Genomic DNA, 18,533 nt, shown 5'->3' with positions numbered 1-18,533 from the left:
GCTCCGCTGTTGCAGGCTCACAACACAGGATTACGCTGTCGAGCCGTGAAGGAATCCGAAGCAGGTGCTGATCGCGAGCGGGACACCGCTCGCGATGGCGTCGGCGACGGTGCCGTCGGCCTCGAGGAGGCGCTCGCCGAGATCGCTCGGCTGCGTCGATTGGTGGACTCCCTCAGCGCGGCGGTGGACTCGACCGCCGATATGGCGGACCTGCGCCGCCTGCGCCACGTCCAGGCGATCGCCGACGCCGCGCCCGATTCCCTCTACGTCAAGGACACCGAGGGCAAGTACCTCTTCCTCAACGCCGCCGCGCTCGAGGTGGTGCAGGCCACCGACCGGCCGATCTCCGAGGTCCTCGGACACGACGACAGCGGCTTCTTCGCCCCGGAGACCTTCGAGCAACTCCGCGCCAACGACCAGCGCGTCATCACGACCGGGATGCCGCTGGAGATCCACGAGGAAGGGTTGATCGGCGGACAGTGGCGGATCTACCGCTCCCTCAAGGCGCCCTACCGCGACCCCTTCGGCCGCATCATCGGCCTGATCGGCGTCTCCCGCGATGTCACTGAGACGTGGCGTTCGGCGGAAGCACTCGCGCGCGCCGAGGCCCGCTGGCAGGTGGCCGTCGACAGCTCGGGCGACGGGATCTGGGACTGGGACCTGGCGACCGGCGCCGTCTTCTACTCCTCCCGGTGGAAGACGATGCTCGGCTACGAGGAGGACGAGGTCGGCGACAGCGCACGGGAATGGGAGAGCCGGGTGCATCCCGATGATCTCGAGGCGGCACTGATGGCGATGAGCAGCCACATGCGCGGCGAGAGCCCCGAGTACTCCTGCGAGCACCGATTACGCACGCGCTCCGGCGAGTGGCTCTGGGTGCGCGGCCGCGGCCGCGTCATCGAACGCGACCCCCGCGGCAGGATCCTGCGGATGGTGGGCGTCTCCGCCGACATCAGCGCCGAGGTCGCCGAACGGCGCCGGGTCGAGCGGGAGGCGCTGGAACTGGAGCGGCTCGCGGAGATCGACGACCTCACGGGCATCGCCAATCGCCGCGGATTCACCCGGGCGCTCAGCGCCGCCTGGCATTCGGCCGGTGCCACCGGCCGGGACGTGCACCTCGCCCTCATCGATGTCGACGACTTCAAGCGCTACAACGACACCCACGGCCATACCGCGGGTGACCGGGCGCTGCGGCAGCTCGCCTCGGTGGTGGCGCGGGTCCCGATGAACGGCGGAGACATCGCGGCCCGCTACGGCGGCGACGAACTGGCACTGATCATGGTGGGAGAACTCGATTTCGCAGCGGTCCTCGAGACCATCCGCGCCGCGGTGCTCGAGCTCGGGCTCGCGCACGACGGTTCGCGGCCGGTCACGGTGAGCTGCGGCGGAGCGTCCGGACCGGCCGCCGCCACCACACCGGGCCTGCTGTTGCGCGAGGCGGACCGTCGGCTGTACCAGGCCAAGGCTGCGGGCCGGAACCGCGTCGTCGCGGACTAGGTCACCCGTCGTTCACCGTCCGTCCGCCTGTTCGCCCGGGGAAATGCGCCGAAATCAGCGTGCGGAACCGCCGCCGGCGTGGTGCACTACTAACGGCGACTCCGCCGGGTGCGGCGGGGCCGTGACAGACGTGAGGAGAGTCGATGAAGCGAACGCACGGCGCGGGTGTCACCGCGACGACGGCGCTCGCCGACTCCCGCCCCGATCGCACGGCGTGGGGCAAGCGGCGCGTCCTGCTCCTCAACGCCACCTACGAGCCACTGACCGCGGTCTCGATGCGGCGGGCGATAGTCCTCATGCTCAGGGATAGGGCCGACGTGGTCCATGACGATCCGAACGGTCCGCTGGTGCATTCAGCGGACCGTTCCTTGTCTGTGCCCTCGGTGATCCGGCTGCGCACCTATGTGCGGGTGCCGTACCGGGCGCAGGTGCCGATGACGCGTGCCGCGCTGATGCATCGAGACCGGTTCCGGTGCGGCTACTGCGGCGGCAAGGCCGACACCATCGATCACGTGCACCCACGATCGCGCGGGGGAGGTCACGGCTGGGAGAACTGCGTGGCCTGCTGCGCCTCGTGCAACCACCGCAAGGCCGACCGCCTGCTCTCCGAGCTGGGCTGGACCCTGCGCACGGAGCCGCGTGCACCGCAGGGGCGGCACTGGCGGCTGCTCTCGACGCTCAAAGAGGTCGACCCGATGTGGAGTCGGTATCTCGACCTGGATGCGGCATAGGCTAAGTTGATTCACGAATGACCGCACGCCGCCGGGTGCCTCGGCGGCAGGAAAGGGGCTGAGGTGAGCATCCTCAACATCGTCGGCACGATCACGGTGATCGCCACGATCGTGATCGTCCTTCTCACGGTGATCTCGATGGCGACCGGTCGCAACGAGAAGTACCAGCAGCCGGGTGAGTACAAGCTGGGCGAGCCGTGGACGCGCGAGCCCCTGCTGTTCAGCGCCGTCGACGAGGCCCCCGTGGCCCCGTACGGTGCGCATCACGACGGTGCGGACGAGAACCTGATCGGAGGTGCCGCAAGTGGCAAGTGGTGATCACGGCAACGCTGTCGCCGTTCCCTCGTCGGACCTGCCCATGGGCACGGTCGTCACGTCGAGTGGACGCATCTCGGCGGCCCGTCAGGCCGGCAACAGCCCGAGCAATCCGCCCTTCTCCCGCGAGGAGCTGATCGGCCTCGACGAGGCGCTGATCCGCGCCACCCGCGACGCCAAGGCCCGCTTCTCGGTGTACATCGGCGACCTGGGTGACGACATCCACGCCGGCGCCGAGGCCGTGCTGCGGCAGGCACCCGAGCCCGAGTACGGCGCACTGATCGCGGTGTCGCCGAACACCAAGGACATCGTGGTCGTCACCGGCCGCGAGGTGGCCGACCGCCTCGGCGACAAGGTCGCCCAGCTCGGTGTGACCGCCGCGATCCCGCCCTTCCAGAAGGGCGACCTGATCGACGGCCTCATCGCCGCCCTGCGCGTCATGGCTTCGGCCGTGAAGCCGCCCACGGCGTAACCCGCTTCGCGAAGAGCCCCGGACCACATCGGTCCGGGGCTCTTCCGTGCGCGCGGTCAGTCCGGAAAGGTGCCGTCGACGTACAACCAGCGCCCGTCCTCGCGGACGAAGCGCGATCGCTCGTGCAGTACGCCCAGCTCACCGTCCTCGAGGAAGGTGGCGCGGAATTCGACGATGCCCTCGGCGTCGTCCTCGGTGCCCGCCACGGTGTCCACGATCTGCAGGCCGCGCCAGGTGCGGTCCTCGTCGAGCGTGAGATCCCGCGGGCGGGTATCGGGGTGCCAGGACGCGAGGAGCCACTGCACATCGCCGTCGCGGAAGGCGGCGAACCGCGAACGCATGAGTGCCTCGGCTGTGCGGGGTGGGGTGTCGGTCACGGCGGCAGCCTACCGCTGTCGGCGGGATCACCTTGTGTGCTCGCGTCCGCTGGTGGTTCGATGACAGTGATACTTGAACCTTCAATGATTGGTGGATTCATGACCGAGATCCGACGCGGTCTGCGCACCGCGATCGCCGCCCTGCTGGCCATCGGCGCCCTCCTGTTCGCCGCGGCGCCGGCGACGGCGGCCCCCACGACGCCGAAGCAGGTGGTCACCGCCTTCTACACCGAGGGCTTCGTCAACAAGGACATCGCCGGGGCCGCGCAGCGCTACATCGGCGACACCTACATCCAGCACAACCCCGAGGTCGCCGACGGCCGCGAGGCCTTCGTCAAGGTGCTCGGCCCCGTGGTCGCCGACCCGAAGTACAAGTCCAGCATCGTGCGGATCGTGGCCGAGGGCGACATCGTGGTGGTCTACGCGAAGTCCGTCTACGACGGCAAGGCGCAGGCCGTCGCCGACATCTTCCGCGTTCAGAACGGCAAGATCGTCGAGCACTGGGACGTGATCCAGGACGATCCGGGCAAGACGGTGAGCGGACACCCGTTCATCAGCTGACCCCGACGGCCGCGGCCCCCGGAATCGATTCGATCCCGGGGGCCGCGGCGTCGCGTGGATCAGCCGGCGTCGAAGGCCCGCGCCCGCAGCGACCGGACGACGCCGTCGCGACCCTCCAGAACCAGACGGCGCAGTGCCGACGGGTGCTCCCCGGCCAGCCACGCGTCGGCGGCGGCCACGGCACCGTCGGAGATGTCCCAGCTGGGGTACAGGCCGATCACCACGGTCTGCGCCACCTCGGACGACCGGCGGCTCCACACCTCGTCGATCGCGGCGAAGTAGCGCGCGGTGAACGGGGCCAGCAGCTCGGCCTGCCCCGGTGCCGCGATGCCCGCGGAGATCGCGCGCGTCATGGTGTTGGAGATCGAATCGTCGCCGAAGACCTTCTCCCAGGCCTCCTCCTTGACCCGGCCATCCGGACGCGCCGCCAGCGCGGTCGCCGCCGCCCGCTCACCGGCCGCCGTGGGATCGCGCAGCACCTCGGCCTCGATCTCATCGGCCGTGAGCGCACCCGAGCGCGCCAGAGCGTTCACCAGCCGCCAGCGCAGATCCGTATCCACCGACAGCCCCGCGAGCCCCACCGAGGCGGGATCGGCACCGTCGAACAGCGACCGCAGCACCTGCACCTGGTCGGTGCCCAGCGCCGAGGTGGCGAGCGCGTTGACGAAGGCCAACTGGAAGTCGGAACCCGCCTCCGCATCGCGGGCCAGCTGCAGCAGGCCCGAGGCCAGGCGGTCCCGCCCCTCCGCCGCGGCCCAGGCCGGATCGGCGTACGCCTCGACGGCGGTCTGGGCCTGCAGCACCACGCGCTGCACCACTCCGACCTCGGTCTCGGCGCCGATGCCGCCCAGCACCAGCGTCACGAAATCGCGGGCCTTCATCTCGGCCTGCCGAGTCATCTCCCACGCGGCCGACCAGCCCAGGGTGCGGGGGAGCGAATCGGCGATATCGGCGATCCGGTTCGTGACCGTGGCCAGCGACACCGGGTCCAGCCGCACCGAGCAGTAGGTCAGATCGTCGTCGTTGATCAGCACCAGCTCGCCCCGGTCAACGCCCACCAGCTCGGCCACATCGGTGCGCTCGCCCTCGACGTCGAGCTCGACCCGCTTCGTGCGCACCAGCTTGCCGCCCTGATCGGCGTACACGCCCACGGCCAGACGGTGCGTGCGGGTCTCGCCGGCACCGGGCTGCGCGCCCTCCTGGACGATGGTGAACCGGGTGAACCGGCCCTGATCGTCCAGCTCGAAGTCCGGGCGAAGGATGTTGATGCCGGTGGTCTTGAGCCACTGCGCACCCCAGCCGGACAGATCGCGGCCCGACGACGCCTCCAGCGCCCGCAGCAGATCGTCGAAGGTGGCGTTGCCGAACTTGTGCTCGGCGAAGTACGCCCGCAGCCCCGCGAGGAAGGGATCGAGGCCCACGTACGCGACGAGCTGCTTGAGCACCGAGGCGCCCTTGGCGTAGGTGATGCCGTCGAAATTGACCTCCACCGCCTGCAGGTCCGGGATGTCCGCGGCCACGGGGTGCGTCGACGGGAGCTGGTCCTGCCGGTACGCCCACGACTTCTCGACGTTGGCGAAGGTCGTCCACGCCGAGGTGTACTCGGTGGCCTCCGCCTGGCTGAGCACCGAGGCGAAGGTGGCGAAGGACTCGTTCAGCCACAGGTCGTCCCACCAGCGCATGGTCACCAGGTCGCCGAACCACATGTGCGCCATCTCGTGCAGCACGGTCTCGCAGCGCCGCTCGTACAGGTACCGCGTGACCTTCGAGCGGAAGACGTAGTCCTCCAGGAAGGTCACGGCGCCCGCGTTCTCCATCGCGCCCGCGTTGAACTCGGGCACGAACAGCTGGTCGTACTTGCCGAAGGCGTAGGGGATGCCAAAGTTCTTGTGGTAGAAGCCGAAACCCTGCTTGGTCTCGGTGAACAGCCGCTCCGGGTCCATGTGCTCGGCGAGGCTCGCGCGGCAGAACAGCCGCAGGTCGATGGTGCCGTGCTCGTCGGTGTACGCGTCTTTCCACACTGCGTACGGTCCGGCGATGAGGGCCACCAGGTAGGTCGACATCGGCTCCGTGGTCACGAAGGTCCACCGCTGCGCCCCGGTGGCGAGCGTCGCCGTGGCGGACTCGGCGCCGTTGCTCACCACGGTCCAGGACGACGGCGCCGTGACCGTCACGTCGAAGACGGCCTTGAGGTCGGGCTGGTCGAAGCACGCGAACATCCGCTTGGCGTCGGCGGTTTCGAACTGCGAGTACAGGTACACCGCATCGTCGGTCGGATCGGTGAAGCGGTGCAGGCCCTCGCCGGTGTTCGAGTAGTGGAACTGGCCGGAGACCACGAGCTCGTTCTGCTCCGCCAGACCGGTCAGGCGCAGGCCCTGCTCCTCGGTGTAGCCGGAAACGTCCACCGGTGCCCCGTTGAGCGTGGCGGTCACGTCCGAGGCGATCAGATCGATGAAGGTCTCGGCCCCGGCCGTGGCGCCGAAGGTGATCGTGGTCGTGGAACCGAAGGTGCCGGTACCGGGGGAGTTCGACCCGTCGGTGAGGTCGAGGTCGATGGCGTAGCGGGCCACATCGACGATGCTCGCGCGCTCGGCGGCCTGGACCTGGGTGAGATTGGGGGCGGACAAGGGCGACGCTCCTTCATGCTCGTACACGGACTACTTCGGCTCGGCTCCACAATGCCACCTCGCACCGTCGTGCGCGTGCGCGGGAAGCGGTTGGGGGTGCCGTGCGTTGGACGTAGTGCAAGAGGTGCCGTCGAATCCGTTCGCCCTAGGAGAATCCGTGACAGAAACCGCCCCGACCACCCCGTCCCGGGACCGCGTCGACTTCTGGTTCGACCCGCTGTGTCCGTGGTGTTGGATCACCTCCCGCTGGATCCTGGAGGTCGAGAAGGTCCGCGACATCGACGTGAACTTCCACGTGATGAGTCTCGCCGTGCTCAATGAGGGCCGCGACGACCTGCCGGAGATCTACCGCGAGCTGATGACGACGGCGTGGGGCCCGGTGCGCGTCCTGATCGCCGCCGCCCAGCGGCACGGCGATCAGGTGCTCGCGCCGCTGTACACCGCGCTCGGCACCCGTATCCACAATCGCGGTGAGAAGGACAACGCAGCGATCATCGCCGAGTCTCTCGCCGAGGCGGGGCTGGAGCCCGACCTCGCGGAGGCGGCGACGAGCACCGAGTACGACGAGGCCCTGCGCGCCAGCCATCACGCGGGTATGGACAAGGTGGGGCCCGATGTGGGCACGCCGACGATCCACGTCAACGGCGTCGCCTTCTTCGGCCCCGTGCTCTCGCGCATCCCGCGCGGTGAGGTCGCCGGAAAGGTGTGGGACGGAACGGTTCTGCTGGCGAGCTACCCGCACTTCTTCGAGCTGAAGCGCACTCGTCACGAGGACCCGCAGTTCGACTGACCCCCGACGATCGGCCGTACGACGACGAAACCCCCGGTTCGACCGTGAACCGGGGGTTTCGTGTGTCGCTGCTAGGACGCGGGCGGCGCCGGGGGAGCCGGCGGCGTCGGAGGGGTCTGATCCGGGCCCTGCTGGGGCGGGACCTGCCCCTGCGGGGCCTGTCCCTGGTGGGGCGGCAGCGCGTGTGCCGGGTGCCCGCCGGGCGGCAGCTGGTGCGCCGGCTGCTGGCCGGGTGCCGGCGCCAGCACCTCCTGCGTGTTGAACGTGGGCACGGGACCCGACGGGACCACGGCGCCGCCGCCGACCCCGCGGACCGTCTGGCCCGGGGCGAAGAACAGCGACCCCGCCTTGGTGCGGTTGCGCAGCGCGGCGGCGCGCCAGGTGAGCACCGGGTGCGAGGCCATGAGGTTCACCAGCCAGGTGAAGAAGCCGCGGTCGGTGGTGGCCCGGTCGGCGAGCTGATCGAAGTCGATCTGCTTGCCGAGGTACTTGCCGGCGCCCAGCAGACCCATGCCGCCGGTGACGCCCGAGGGCTGGTTGAAGTAGCCGTAGTTGTCGGCGGTGTACTCCTGCGAGCGGGACAGCGCCGGACCGATCACGGGGAGGTAGCTCATCGCGAACGAGCCGATCTGCCGCCAGTAGGACACGTGGCCGGCGGCGATGTGGCCCACCTCGTGGCCGATGATGTACGCGAGGGCCTCGGGGTCGCGGGCCTTGCCGCCGATCTCGAACAGGTCGCTGTAGACCACCACGAACCGGCGGAAGGTGTGGCCGGAGGCGAAGGCGTTGATCTGGCCGTTGCCGATCACCACGAAGGCGTCGGGCACCTCGCGCAGGCCGTAGCGGGCCGCGGCGTCGCGCACGATCTGATAGCCCTCGGGGAACTGCGTGGGCGTCATCTGAATGCCCTGCACGCGCGGGCTGGCCCAGTTCAGGCCTCGGCCGATGAACAGGATCAGCGGGAGTGCGAGCACCACCAGCGCGTACGAGCTCAGCGAACCGAGCAGCACCAGGACCAGCGAGCCAACGTAGATCACAGCGGTCGTGAGGATCACCAGGATCAGCAGCGGGATCTCACCCGGGTGTCGGCGGGGCGCGTCCGCGTAGCGCGGCGGCTGGTACGCGGGGGCGACGGGGCCGCCCGGGTACTGCGGCGGGACGGTGCCCTGCGTGTGCCCGGCGGTGACCGCCGGATCGTGCGCACCGAGATGCGGCAGCGCGTGGTGCGGCACGTTGCTGTGCTGCTCGGTGGGGAAGTCCGCCGCGGGGAAGGCCGCGGTGGTGGCGTCCGATCCGGCGTCGGTCCCACCGGTGCCGCTCGGCTGGACGACCGGGAACGTGCCGGTGGCGGGCATGCTCGTCGAGTCCGTTCCGAAGGCGGAGCCGGTGCTGCGGGCGGACTCGGTGGGGGCGGAACCGTCGTCCGGTTTCCCGCCCGGGGTCTGCTCGGTGCTGTCATCCATGCCATCGAATCTAGGCTGTGCCGCCGTCGAGCGCTAAGGCGACGCGTGCAAAACTTGTATTCATGCGCGTTTACCTCGGCGGCGACCACGCCGGATTCGAACTCAAGTCCCAGATCGCTCAGCACCTGACCGACGCCGGCCACGAGGTGGTCGACTGCGGTGCCCACACCTACGACGCCCTCGACGACTACCCCGCGTTCTGCATCGACGCGGCCAAGCGCGTCGTCGCCGATCCGGGCAGCCTCGGCATCGTGCTCGGCGGCAGCGGCAACGGCGAGCAGATTGCCGCGAACAAGGTTCCCGGGGCGCGCTGCGCGCTGGCGTGGAGCGTGGAGACCGCGCAGCTGGCGCGCCAGCACAACAACGCGCAGCTGATCGGCCTGGGCGGCCGCATGCACAGTGTCGACGAGGCACTGGCCATCGTGGACGCCTTCCTCGCCACCCCGTGGTCGGACGAGGAGCGTCACCAGCGCCGCATCGACATCCTCTCCGAGTACGAGCGGACCGGTGTCGCGCCGGCCGTCCCCGGCTCGCCCGAGGCCTAATTGCCCGAGGGGCACACACTCCATCGGCTCGCCCTCGCCCACGACGCACTGTTCGCGGGCGAGGGCGTTCACGTCTCCAGCCCCCAGGGGCGCTTCGCCCCGGAGGCCGCCCGAATCGACGGCCGCGTCTTCGAACGCGCCGACTCCTGGGGCAAGCACCTGTGGCACCGCTATGCCGGTGGCGCGATCGTGCACGTGCACCTGGGGCTGTACGGCTCCTTCACCGAGTTCGACCTGATCGACGGTGCCGCGCCCGCTCCGGTCGGCCAGGTGCGCATGCGCATCGTCGGGCCGAACGGCGGCACCGACCTGCGCGGCCCCACGGCGTGCCAGCTCGTCTCGGAGGAGCAGGTCGACGATGTGCTCGCCCGCCTCGGGCCCGACCCGCTGCGCGCCGAGTCCGATCCCGACGACGCGTGGCGGCCGATCAGCCGCTCCCGCCGCCCGATCGGGGCACTGCTCATGGACCAGAAGGTGCTCGCGGGCGTCGGGAACGTCTACCGGGCCGAGGTGCTCTACCGCGCCGGCATCGACCCGCACCGCGAGGGCCGGAGCCTGACCCGCGACGAGTTCGACGGGATCTGGGCCGACCTGGTGGCCCTCATGCCGATCGGCGTCGAGCGCGGTCGGATGCACGTGGTGCGCGCCGAGGACGACCACGGCGCACCCTCGTACGCACCCGACCGGCCCAGGACGTACGTCTACCGGCGCACCGGCGAGCCCTGCCGGGTGTGCGGAACGCCGGTGCGCACCGCGACGATGGAGGCCCGCAACCTCTACTGGTGTCCCACCTGTCAGTCCTGACTGTGCCGCCGTCGAGCCTGTGACCTGCACTGTTATCTGCGACACATCACGGAATCCTTAACTGCTTCTTCAGGCCCCGTTCAGGTGGGCCGACAAGAGTCGGAGCCATGGACGCGGTCACCGTTCCCACCAAGCAGGCTCGGCACCTGGCAAGCCCGGGCCGGGCGGAGATCACCGTGCTCGCGGTCGGCGGGACGGGCGAGTCGGCGATCGACGACGTCCGTACCGAGGTCACCGGCATGCTCAGCCACGTGGTCGCCGAGCTCGACGAACGCTTCGCCGCCCGCTGGGTGGGCTATCCGGCCTCGTACGGGCCGGTCCCCGCCCGGGACGGCATCTCCTTCGCCGAGTCGGTGGCGATCGGCGTCGAGCGGCTCACCGCCGCGATCGCCGAGACCGATGGGCCGGTCGCGCTGATCGGCTACTCGCAGGGCTGCACCGTGGTGCGCCGGGTGCTGGGCGCACTGGCCACCGGCGAACTCGTCGCGCCGAACGTGGCGGCGGCGGGCCTGGTCTCCGACCCCGAACGCCCCCGGGGCAGCGACCCCGCGCTCGCCGGATCAGGGGTGGCGGGCGACGGTCCGCCCATCCCGGATGACTTTCCGGTCCAGTGGATCTCGCATCCGCAGGACGTGATCTGCAATGCCAGCATCGACTCCTTCGTCCGAGATATCGCCGACGCGACCGCACTGCTCACACTGCGGGATCTGGCGACCTGGGCCCCGCGGGCGCTCGGCGGCTACCTCGGCGACAAGTTCCAGAACGCCACCCGCACCGCGTTCGGTTCGCAACAGTGGCGCCGTGATGTGGTCCGGCTGCGCACCGCCGGTCGCGAGATCCTCGGGTACCTGCCGCGGGTGAAGTTCCGGGGCCGGGACTACAACCTGCGCGGCAGCAGGCACGTGGCGTACGCGACCGAACCGCTGACCCGGCTGCGCCACGAGGACTACCAGCTGACGGGCTGTGAGCTGCTGGCCCAGAGGCTGCAGGTGCAGGCGACCTTCGCGATCCGGGCCCCGCGCAGCGGTGCGGACGAGCGTGCTGGTCTATTGTCGGAGAAGTATTCCGAAGCAGGCTGACCCCGGAGGTAGAAGCTCGTGGCACGTGACACCGAGAGCATCGAGCGCGACATCGAGCGCGCCCGTGAGCAGTTGGCGGCGACGCTGGATCAGCTGGGTGAGCGCGCGGACCCCAAGAAGCTGGCCGCCCAGGCGCAGCAGTCGGTGGTCTCCACGCTGACCAAGCCGCCCGTGCTGGCCGCGGCCGCCGGGGTGGCGCTGCTCGCCGTGCTCGCCGTGGGATCGCGGTTCAAGCGCGGCCGTCGCGAGAAGAAGATCATCCGCGCGCTGGCCGACGGGAAGATCTCGGTCTGATCCGCGCGATCCGGGCCCGGCCCGGCAGGACAGCGATCAAGGGCGGTGCCGGTATCGGCGCCGCCCTTGTCGTCTCCGTCCTGGTGGCGGGGTGCAGCGAGCCGACGAGCGGCCCCACCCGCCTTCCCGACGGTTACCCCGCAGGCCAGGTCCCGGTGGTGGGGGAGATCCGCAAGGCCGAGACCATCGAGGTGGGCCACGTGATGTGGCGGATCACCGTGGCGGGTGACGACACCATCGCCGGTTCCCGTGCCCTGCTCGACGCCGGTCTGGCGCCGGTCGCCCCGAACGTCCCCCTCGACGCCGGCGCGGTGGGCGCGGTGTACCGCGGCCGCGGCTTCACCGTGGCCATCTCCTCGAACGCCGGCGATGTCACCTACGTGGTGAGCCCGACCCCCGGCGTCTGAGACGCCGCCGCCTCGCCCGAGACCGGCGCTACTCTGGATCCATGGAGATTCCGAAGGTGCTGGCGGCCCCGGCCCGTCTTGGCCTCGCCGCGGCGGGTCTGGGCCTGGCCGCCGCCGAGCAGACCGCCGCGATGGCCCGCGATGTGGTGGGCATGGCCGCCGATCGGCTCGATCCCAAGGCGGAGAAGGACGTGCGCCACGAGAACATCGTGACCGCGGTCCAGCGGGTTCCGTTCATCGTGCACCGCATGTCCGACCTGCTGAGCGCGGGCGGCGCGATCGACCGGCTGGTCGGCGAGCAGGGGGCCGGTCATCGCGTGGCGGACCTGTTCGACGAGGACGGCCCGGTGGACCGGGTGATCAAGCCCGGCGGACCGCTCGACCGGGCCACCCGCGAGGGCGGCATCGTGGAGACCTTCACCGCGGAGGACGGCGTGATGCAGCGGCTCGCCGATATGACCGACGCACTCAACCGCCTCACCCCCACGATCTCGGCGATGAATCAGCGGATCGTCGACATCGAGGGCGTGGTCGGTGCCGCCAACACCGTCGCCGAACCGGTGGGCGATCTGCTCTCGAGCCTGCCGAAGTTCGCGCTGCGCACCGCCAGCGAGGTGGCGCGGGCCGCCGGTCAGCCGCCGCGACGGGCGCGGCCCGCCGCGGTCGTGGACGCCGAGGTCGCCGAGATCGAGGTCACCGACGTCCGCGACGCCGGCGACCACTGACGCGCGTCACGTGTAGGACTTCGCGCACACCGTGTAGACGGGCTCATCGAAGGTGTACACCACGTCGCCGCCGGCCGAGCACCGCTTCGGGTCCTTGAATCCGGGGACCACGGAGACCACCGCGATGGTGCCGGGCTCGCCGCACCGCGGTGCGGCCTTGATCCACGTCCCCTGCACCGGGGTCGTGTAGCAGTAGTTCACATTGAGATTGGGTGTCAGGCAGTACCAGCGCTTGCCGTCGGGCAACGAGGCCTGCTTCTCCTGGCACTTCTCGCCGACCGGCATCACCTGCGTCACCTTGTACGGGGACCCGCCGTCGTCGCAGTTCCCGACCTTGGGCGATTCCGGCACGTCGTAGAGGCAGTCGTTGGGGCGGAACTGTGCGGGGGCGCTGTTGTTCGAGGCGGGTGCGGCCTTCTTGTCGTCGCCGTCCTTCGAGCCGCTCAACAGCGCCGCCACCACGATCGCCGCGGTGAGTGCGACGACGGCGGCCGCCGCGACCAGACCCACGATCACGTTGCGGCCCGAGTTCGGCTTCTGCGGGGGCGGCGGCGGAGCTCCGGGTACCGCGCCGGGAGCGGCCGGGCCGCGCGGCGGTGTCGGCAGCGGAATCGCCTGTGAGTACGCCTGACCCGATTCGTACCGCGGATCGTTCTGGTTACCCGGTCCGGTCATGCCCCTGCCTTCTCGCTCGCGGCCTTCTTCGCGGCAGCCTTCATCTCCTTCTTGTGCGTGCGCACCTTCTGCAGCGACTCGCCGTCCACCACATCGGCCACCGAGCGGTACCCGGCCTTGCCGTAGTCGCCCACCGCCGTGGCCCAGCCACGGGGCTTCACACCCAACTGCTTGCCGACGAGGGCGGCGAAGATCTTCGCCTTCTGCGCGCCGAACCCGGGCAGGGCCTCGACCCGTTTGACGAGATCGTCTCCCGACTTCGCCTCGGTCCAGATGCGTTCGGCCTCGCCGTCGTACTCGTCCACCACGATCTGTGCCAGCGCCTGCAGCCGCGCGGCCATGGCCCGGCCGTACCGGTGGATCGCCGGGGGCGTGGTGCACAGTTCCTCGAATCGGACCGGATCCGCTGCGGCGATGTCCCTCGGATCGATGCTGCCGAAGCGGTCGAGCACCTTCCACGGACCGGCGAAGGCCCGCTCCATGGGGAACTGCTGATCCAGCAGCATGCCCGCGAGCAGCGCGAACGGGTACTCGGAGAGGACGGCGTCCGACTCGGGTTCCCCCGTGATGTGCAAGGTGACGGCCATGTCGCCGAGTTTACCGAGCCGCGCCTTCCCGTACGCGGACCAACGCGGCGGATAGGCTGCTTCCATATCGGGACGCATGACGAGGAATCGAGGAGAAGCGAATGTCGGACATCGACTACGAGGTGCGCGACGAGGTCGCCTACGTGCGACTCAACCGCCCCGAGAAGCACAACGGCCTCACCCTGGACATGATCGACGATCTGGCGAAGGCGGCTGATCGCGCGAAGAACGACCGCTCGCTGCGCGCCGTGGTGATCAGCGGCGAGGGTAGCTCGTTCAGCTCCGGTCTGGACTTCGCCTCGGCCGGCAAGGAGCAGCGTCGCCTGTTCATGAACTTCGTGCCCAAGCGCATCTCGGCCGCGAACAACTTCCAGGCCGCGGGCTGGGCGTGGCGCAGCGTGCCGGCGCCGGTGATCGCCGTGGTGCGCGGGCACTGCTACGGCGGCGGCCTGCAGATCGCGCTGGGCGCGGACTTCCGGTTCGCATCGAGCGAATCCGATTTCTCGATCCTCGAGGCGAAGTGGGGCCTGATCCCCGACATGTCGCTGTCGGCGTCGATCGCGCAGCTCACCACGATCGATCTCGCGAAGCGGCTCACCATGACCGGTGAGATGTTCACCGCGAAGCAGGCGCTCGAGTGGGGTCTGGTGACCGGCGTCTCCGCCGATCCGATGAAGGACGCCCTCGCGCTCATCGCGAAGCTCAAGGAGCGTTCGCCCGATGCGGTCGCCGCTTCCAAGGCGCTGTTCGAGAACACCTGGTACAGCGGCTCGCGGCTGTCCTTCCCGGTGGAGCAGGCGCTGCAGCTGGGTCTGCTGCGCGGCAAGAACCACGCGATCGCCCGGAACGCGGCGATCAAGAAGGAGAAGCCGGACTTCGTCGAGCGGTCCTGATCCCGCTCAGCCGCGCGGCCGGACCACGCCGTTGTCGAAGGCCCACACGATGGCCTCCGCGCGGTTGCGCACGCCGAGCTTGGTGAAGATCGATCCGATGTGGCTCTTCACGGTCACGATCGAGATCACCAGCTCGGCGGCGATGTCGTCGTTCGAGAGACCGCGGCCGACGAGCGCCAGCACATCGGCCTCCCGGGCGGTGAGCGGATCCGGTGCCGTGGGCGGGGTGGTGTCGGATTCCTGTGCGGCGCGGTAGGTCTGCAGGACCCGACCGGTGACGGCGGGGTCGAGGACGGCCTCGCCCGCCGCGACCAGCCGGACCGCTCGGATCAGCTCCTCCGCGGGTGAGTCCTTCAGCACGAATCCCGCGGCCCCCGCCCGGAGCGCGGACGAGAGCAGGTCGTCGTCGCGGAACGTGGTGAGCACCAGCACCGGCGGCGCGTCCACCTGCGCGGCCAGCCGCCGAGTGGCCTCCATACCGCTGGTGCGCTTCATCCGCAGATCCATGAGCACCACATCGGGCCGCGCTGCGGCCACGGCATCGGGAACCTCATCGCCGTCGGCGCATTCGGCGACCACCTCGAAGCCGTCGCGCCGCCGCAGGATCCGGCGCAGGCCCACGCGCACCAGGTCCTGATCGTCCACCAGCACCAGCCGGATCGGCTCGTCGGTCATCGGTTCTCCTCGGCCGTCGGGAAGGTGGCGGCCACCAGCCAGATTCCGTGCACGGGACCCGCTTCGAGCGTGCCGCCCGCGCTCTCCACCCGGGCACGCATTCCCGCCAGGCCCGAGCCGCCGGGGGAGCGCCGCGCACCGTCGGGCACGGGACAGCTGACCCGGATCGAGACACCCCGCCCCGGCTCGGGAGCGACGGCGACGTCCACTCGGGCGCCCGGGGCGTGTTTCACGGCGTTGGCGAGCGACTCCTGGACCACGCGGAAGGCGGCGAGGCCGCTGCTCGCCGGCAGCGGATCGGCGGGTGCCAGGAGGTCGAGTTCCACCGGCAGACCGGCGCGTTCGTAGGAGGCGACCAGTTCGGGGATGTCGGCGATCCCGGGCTGTGCGGCGTCACTGCCCTCGGTGCGGAGCAGCTCGATCGTGCGGCGGATGTCGTTCATCGCGGTGCGGCCCTGCGTCTCGGCGTCGCGCAGCGCATCGACGGCCTCGTCCCGGTCGTCGTCGGCTTCGAGGGACCGCCGGGCGGCCGTGACGTTGAGCAGGACCACGGCGAGTGAGTGCGCGACCACGTCGTGCACCTCGCCGGCGATCGTCGCGCGGTCCAGCGAAATCCGTGCGGCCTGCGCATCGCGTTCGGCCCGCAGGAGCAGCAGCTGGTTCTGCAGCAGTCGGCCGACGGCGGCGCCGAACGCGACGGTGAATCCGATGAGCCAGGCCTGGTGGATCGCCCCGGTGAGTCCGGCGCCGAGGATCAACGCCTCGTACGCGATGAGGTGCAGCGCCGTGGTCCTCGACCGCGAGACCGCGGCCACCTGGGTCATGCCGAGCACGACGATGAGCGGGACCACGTCGTACGGGGTGTACACCGTCCAGAACAGGGCGGAGGTGGCGATGGTGACCGCGGTGTGGGCGGTGATCGACACGGTTCCGGCGCGGATCAGTGCGGCCTCCATGTGCGCGGCCGACAGTACGACCGCGGCGATCAGCCAGATCCATTGCTGCCCCTGCGGTCCGGCGAGGAAGCGGGGCACCGCGGCACCGATGGTCAGCGCCACCATCGCCGACTCGGTGATCAGCATGTAGTACGGCGGGTACTCGTAGCCGAGCCGGGCCAGCACCGTGCGGTACCGCGCCTCCAGCCATCTCAGCCCGCGCATGCGATGGATCGTAGCCTCCGGTGCAAGCTCCGTCGCCCGTCCTGGGGCGGATCTTCGTCCCCTCCTCAGGACGGATGCCGAGTTCCTCCCTGGGCACGCTGACCTGCACGGGCACGGTCGATAGCGTCGAATGTGACCGCGAACACAGACCGCGGGCTCAGGAACGGAGTCGGAGATGCTCACCGTCTATCTCATCGTCGCCTTCATCGTCGTGCTGGCGTGGTTGACCCACGACAGCGACGGACTCGACTTCCGCGCGCGGGACCGGCACCGGGCCCAGGGGGAACGGGATTCGGGTGCGCGTGGCGCACGCGGACTCCTGGTCTGATCCGCCGGAGCCGCCCCGCGGAACGACGGCGTTCCGCACAATCGACGCAGGAGGACCTTCGATGACCACGACGCTCACCCGCACCATGACTCGCTCACTCGGCATCCCCGAGTACGCGTGGCACCTCCGTCCGGCGGACGCCGCGAGCGGTATCCGGTCGTCCGGCGAAACGGCGGACGAGGCCGGCCCGCTCGAATCGATCGCCGGCCTGGCACCGGCGCCGCGCGTCGCGGGCGACGCGGTGCGGACCTCGGTCGGATTCGTGCTCCGCGAGGGTGACCTGATGTTCCGCAGCACCGCCCGCCTCGGCGAGGTCTATCGGGCGGACTTCCTCGGAGGGCCGGGCCGGGCCGTGTTCCTCTCCAACCCCGCCCATATCGCGTCGGTGATGTCCGCTCCCGATCTCGCGCCGTCGGCCACGCGATTCTCGCCGCTGCGCCCCATCATCGGCCCGGATTCGGTGCTCACCTCGATCGGCGCCCGGCACAAACAGCAACGCGGACTGCTGTTGCCGCAGTTCCACGGCCGTGCCGTGACGGCCTATCAGCAGCGGATCGAGGAGGCCACCGCCCATCGGATCGACGAGTGGCTTCCCGGGGAGCCGGTGGCCCTGGCCGATATCGGCCAGGCGATCACCCTGGACGTGATCATGTCCGCCGTCTTCGGGATCGAGGGGGCTTCGTCCGCGACGAGGGCCGAAACGGCGGTCCGCACGGCGATGGTGCGTCTACTGCGGCTGTCGACGAAGAAGTTCGCTCCGCTCGTCCAACTGCTCAACGCCCGCAGTCCCGAACCGCGCGGCGTGCTCAAGCTGGTGCTCCGCCCGCTCGATCGGGCGATCTACGCGGTGATCGCCGAGCGCCGCCGCGAGGGGGCCGACGGTGCCGACGGCGCCGGACGCAGCGACATCCTCACCGTGCTCATGGCGTCACGTGGAGACAACGGTGCGCCGCTGTCGGACAGCGAGATCCGCGATGAGTTGTTGACCCTCGTGCTCGCCGGCCACGAGACCACCTCGAACAGCGTGGCGTGGACCTTCGAGCGGCTCACGCGCAATCCCGAGGTGTACGCGCGCGCCGTCGAGGCGGCACGCACCGGCGACGAGGCCTATATCGACGCGCTGCTCAACGAGTCGATGCGCAGCCGCCCGGTGGTCCCCGCAGTCGCGCGGGAGCTCCTGACCCCCTGGCGGTTCGGCCCGTGGGCGGTGGACGAGGGCATCGTGGCGCTGGTGTCGATCCTGCTGCTGCACCACCGCGACGACCTGTACCCGCGGCCCTTCGCCTTCGACCCCGAGCGGTTCCTCGGCGTCCGCCCGTCGCCGCAGCGGCTGATGCCCTTCGGCGGCGGCAACCGGCGGTGCCTCGGCGCCGGTCTCGCACTCGCCGAGCTGCGCGTGGTCGTCACCGAGATCCTCACGCGCACAGACCTCGCGATGACCGACGCGGCTCCGGAGCGCCCGCAGCACCGCAACGTCACCATGATCCCGGGCGACGGGGGATTGGTGACGGCGGTGGCGCGGCGCTGA

General features: G+C 70.3%; 22 protein-coding genes. 15 read left to right on the top strand and 7 right to left on the bottom strand.

The features are described from left to right. The first annotated feature begins 45 nt into the window (after positions 1-45). From TTY48_RS20460 to TTY48_RS20445, 4 genes are all read left to right on the top strand, one after another. The gene (locus TTY48_RS20460) at positions 46-1,497 is read left to right on the top strand and encodes a diguanylate cyclase (RefSeq protein WP_220659446.1); all 1,452 of its coding nucleotides are present in this window, start codon (positions 46-48) and stop codon (positions 1,495-1,497) included. A 143-nt stretch (positions 1,498-1,640) separates the two neighbouring features. Next, positions 1,641-2,228, top strand: a complete 588-nt coding sequence (locus TTY48_RS20455) for an HNH endonuclease (protein WP_220659445.1) — start codon at positions 1,641-1,643, stop codon at positions 2,226-2,228. Between the two features lie 63 nt (positions 2,229-2,291). Continuing rightward, positions 2,292-2,546, top strand: coding sequence for a hypothetical protein (locus TTY48_RS20450; RefSeq protein WP_220659444.1), 255 nt, complete (start codon positions 2,292-2,294; stop codon positions 2,544-2,546). Next, positions 2,533-3,015, top strand: coding sequence for a DUF5130 domain-containing protein (locus tag TTY48_RS20445; protein ID WP_220659443.1), 483 nt, complete (start codon positions 2,533-2,535; stop codon positions 3,013-3,015). The genes TTY48_RS20450 and TTY48_RS20445 overlap by 14 nt, the downstream gene beginning before the upstream one ends. A 56-nt stretch (positions 3,016-3,071) precedes the next feature. Here TTY48_RS20445 and TTY48_RS20440 read toward each other — a convergent pair whose 3' ends face one another. Further along, a complete protein-coding gene (locus tag TTY48_RS20440) occupies positions 3,072-3,392 on the bottom strand; it encodes a YchJ family protein (protein WP_255585860.1) in 321 nt (106 codons plus the stop codon). Between the two features lie 99 nt (positions 3,393-3,491). Here TTY48_RS20440 and TTY48_RS20435 point away from each other — a divergent pair, with 99 nt between their 5' ends. Further along, on the top strand, positions 3,492-3,953 hold the full coding sequence (locus TTY48_RS20435; RefSeq protein ID WP_220659442.1) for a nuclear transport factor 2 family protein: 462 nt from the start codon (positions 3,492-3,494) through the stop codon (positions 3,951-3,953). Positions 3,954-4,012: 59 nt separating this feature from the next. Here the strand turns inward: TTY48_RS20435 and pepN are convergent, their stop codons facing one another. After that, on the bottom strand, positions 4,013-6,580 hold the full coding sequence (gene pepN, locus TTY48_RS20430; RefSeq protein ID WP_220659441.1) for an aminopeptidase N: 2,568 nt from the start codon (positions 6,578-6,580) through the stop codon (positions 4,013-4,015). A 157-nt stretch (positions 6,581-6,737) separates the two neighbouring features. Between pepN and TTY48_RS20425 the strand changes: the two genes are divergently transcribed. Then, positions 6,738-7,370 carry a DsbA family protein gene (locus tag TTY48_RS20425; protein ID WP_220659440.1) on the top strand — a complete coding sequence of 211 codons (633 nt, stop codon included), beginning with the start codon at positions 6,738-6,740 and terminating at the stop codon, positions 7,368-7,370. Positions 7,371-7,441: 71 nt separating this feature from the next. Here TTY48_RS20425 and TTY48_RS20420 read toward each other — a convergent pair whose 3' ends face one another. Beyond that, positions 7,442-8,443 (bottom strand): M48 family metallopeptidase, encoded by a 1,002-nt coding sequence (locus TTY48_RS20420; RefSeq protein WP_255585895.1) that lies wholly within the window; start codon positions 8,441-8,443, stop codon positions 7,442-7,444. 452 nt (positions 8,444-8,895) lie between these two features. On the opposite strand from TTY48_RS20420, the gene TTY48_RS20415 reads away from it, so the two are divergent. The 6 genes from TTY48_RS20415 (at position 8,896) to TTY48_RS20390 (ending at position 12,687) form a co-directional block, all read left to right on the top strand. Then, on the top strand, positions 8,896-9,378 hold the full coding sequence (locus TTY48_RS20415) for a ribose-5-phosphate isomerase (RefSeq protein ID WP_220659439.1): 483 nt from the start codon (positions 8,896-8,898) through the stop codon (positions 9,376-9,378). Continuing rightward, positions 9,379-10,182 carry an Fpg/Nei family DNA glycosylase gene (locus tag TTY48_RS20410; protein WP_220659438.1) on the top strand — a complete coding sequence of 268 codons (804 nt, stop codon included), beginning with the start codon at positions 9,379-9,381 and terminating at the stop codon, positions 10,180-10,182. A 107-nt stretch (positions 10,183-10,289) separates the two neighbouring features. Then, entirely contained in the window at positions 10,290-11,261 is a 972-nt protein-coding gene (locus TTY48_RS20405) for a PE-PPE domain-containing protein (protein WP_220659437.1), read from the top strand. Between the two features lie 18 nt (positions 11,262-11,279). Continuing rightward, positions 11,280-11,555 (top strand): DUF3618 domain-containing protein, encoded by a 276-nt coding sequence (locus TTY48_RS20400; protein WP_220659436.1) that lies wholly within the window; start codon positions 11,280-11,282, stop codon positions 11,553-11,555. Between the two features lie 83 nt (positions 11,556-11,638). After that, positions 11,639-11,962, top strand: a complete 324-nt coding sequence (locus TTY48_RS20395) for a hypothetical protein (RefSeq protein ID WP_220659435.1) — start codon at positions 11,639-11,641, stop codon at positions 11,960-11,962. Between the two features lie 41 nt (positions 11,963-12,003). Then, entirely contained in the window at positions 12,004-12,687 is a 684-nt protein-coding gene (locus tag TTY48_RS20390) for a hypothetical protein (RefSeq protein WP_220659434.1), read from the top strand. Between the two features lie 6 nt (positions 12,688-12,693). On the opposite strand, the gene TTY48_RS20385 is transcribed toward TTY48_RS20390, so the two are convergent. Both TTY48_RS20385 and TTY48_RS20380 read right to left on the bottom strand, forming a co-directional pair. Next, entirely contained in the window at positions 12,694-13,362 is a 669-nt protein-coding gene (locus tag TTY48_RS20385) for a hypothetical protein (RefSeq protein ID WP_220659433.1), read from the bottom strand. After that, positions 13,359-13,949 (bottom strand): HhH-GPD-type base excision DNA repair protein, encoded by a 591-nt coding sequence (locus TTY48_RS20380; protein WP_220659432.1) that lies wholly within the window; start codon positions 13,947-13,949, stop codon positions 13,359-13,361. The genes TTY48_RS20385 and TTY48_RS20380 overlap by 4 nt, the downstream gene beginning before the upstream one ends. A 101-nt stretch (positions 13,950-14,050) precedes the next feature. Between TTY48_RS20380 and TTY48_RS20375 the strand changes: the two genes are divergently transcribed. Then, positions 14,051-14,842: a crotonase/enoyl-CoA hydratase family protein gene (locus TTY48_RS20375; RefSeq protein ID WP_220659431.1), complete on the top strand. Its 792-nt coding sequence runs from the start codon at positions 14,051-14,053 to the stop codon at positions 14,840-14,842. Positions 14,843-14,848: 6 nt separating this feature from the next. On the opposite strand, the gene TTY48_RS20370 is transcribed toward TTY48_RS20375, so the two are convergent. Next, complete coding sequence (locus TTY48_RS20370; RefSeq protein WP_220659430.1) at positions 14,849-15,517, bottom strand: response regulator transcription factor; 669 nt, start codon at positions 15,515-15,517, stop codon at positions 14,849-14,851. After that, entirely contained in the window at positions 15,514-16,677 is a 1,164-nt protein-coding gene (locus tag TTY48_RS20365; protein WP_220659429.1) for a sensor histidine kinase, read from the bottom strand. Before TTY48_RS20365 ends, TTY48_RS20370 begins: the two co-directional genes overlap by 4 nt. 175 nt (positions 16,678-16,852) lie before the next feature. On the opposite strand from TTY48_RS20365, the gene TTY48_RS20360 reads away from it, so the two are divergent. Together TTY48_RS20360 and TTY48_RS20355 are read left to right on the top strand one after the other, a co-directional pair. After that, positions 16,853-17,005, top strand: a complete 153-nt coding sequence (locus TTY48_RS20360; RefSeq protein ID WP_220659428.1) for a hypothetical protein — start codon at positions 16,853-16,855, stop codon at positions 17,003-17,005. A 61-nt stretch (positions 17,006-17,066) separates the two neighbouring features. Next, positions 17,067-18,533, top strand: coding sequence for a cytochrome P450 (locus TTY48_RS20355; RefSeq protein WP_220659427.1), 1,467 nt, complete (start codon positions 17,067-17,069; stop codon positions 18,531-18,533).

The organism is Tsukamurella sp. TY48 (genome assembly GCF_019656655.1).
Taxonomy (GTDB): domain Bacteria; phylum Actinomycetota; class Actinomycetes; order Mycobacteriales; family Mycobacteriaceae; genus Tsukamurella; species Tsukamurella strandjordii.
Note: the sequence above shows the minus strand (reverse complement) of the source record. Positions and strands in the feature narration are given on the sequence as shown.

What these genes read in the sequence shown, in the direction of transcription:
- TTY48_RS20455 (WP_220659445.1), top strand. Translation starts at nt 1,641, where the DNA reads ATGAAGCGAACGCACGGCGCGGGTGTCACCGCGACGACGGCGCTCGCC.
- TTY48_RS20435 (WP_220659442.1), top strand. Translation starts at nt 3,492, where the DNA reads ATGACCGAGATCCGACGCGGTCTGCGCACCGCGATCGCCGCCCTGCTG.
- TTY48_RS20415 (WP_220659439.1), top strand. Translation starts at nt 8,896, where the DNA reads ATGCGCGTTTACCTCGGCGGCGACCACGCCGGATTCGAACTCAAGTCC.
- TTY48_RS20405 (WP_220659437.1), top strand. Translation starts at nt 10,290, where the DNA reads ATGGACGCGGTCACCGTTCCCACCAAGCAGGCTCGGCACCTGGCAAGC.
- TTY48_RS20390 (WP_220659434.1), top strand. Translation starts at nt 12,004, where the DNA reads ATGGAGATTCCGAAGGTGCTGGCGGCCCCGGCCCGTCTTGGCCTCGCC.
- TTY48_RS20385 (WP_220659433.1), bottom strand. Translation starts at nt 13,362, where the DNA reads ATGACCGGACCGGGTAACCAGAACGATCCGCGGTACGAATCGGGTCAG.
- TTY48_RS20380 (WP_220659432.1), bottom strand. Translation starts at nt 13,949, where the DNA reads ATGGCCGTCACCTTGCACATCACGGGGGAACCCGAGTCGGACGCCGTC.
- TTY48_RS20375 (WP_220659431.1), top strand. Translation starts at nt 14,051, where the DNA reads ATGTCGGACATCGACTACGAGGTGCGCGACGAGGTCGCCTACGTGCGA.
- TTY48_RS20370 (WP_220659430.1), bottom strand. Translation starts at nt 15,517, where the DNA reads ATGACCGACGAGCCGATCCGGCTGGTGCTGGTGGACGATCAGGACCTG.
- TTY48_RS20365 (WP_220659429.1), bottom strand. Translation starts at nt 16,677, where the DNA reads ATGCGCGGGCTGAGATGGCTGGAGGCGCGGTACCGCACGGTGCTGGCC.
- TTY48_RS20360 (WP_220659428.1), top strand. Translation starts at nt 16,853, where the DNA reads ATGCTCACCGTCTATCTCATCGTCGCCTTCATCGTCGTGCTGGCGTGG.
- TTY48_RS20355 (WP_220659427.1), top strand. Translation starts at nt 17,067, where the DNA reads ATGACCACGACGCTCACCCGCACCATGACTCGCTCACTCGGCATCCCC.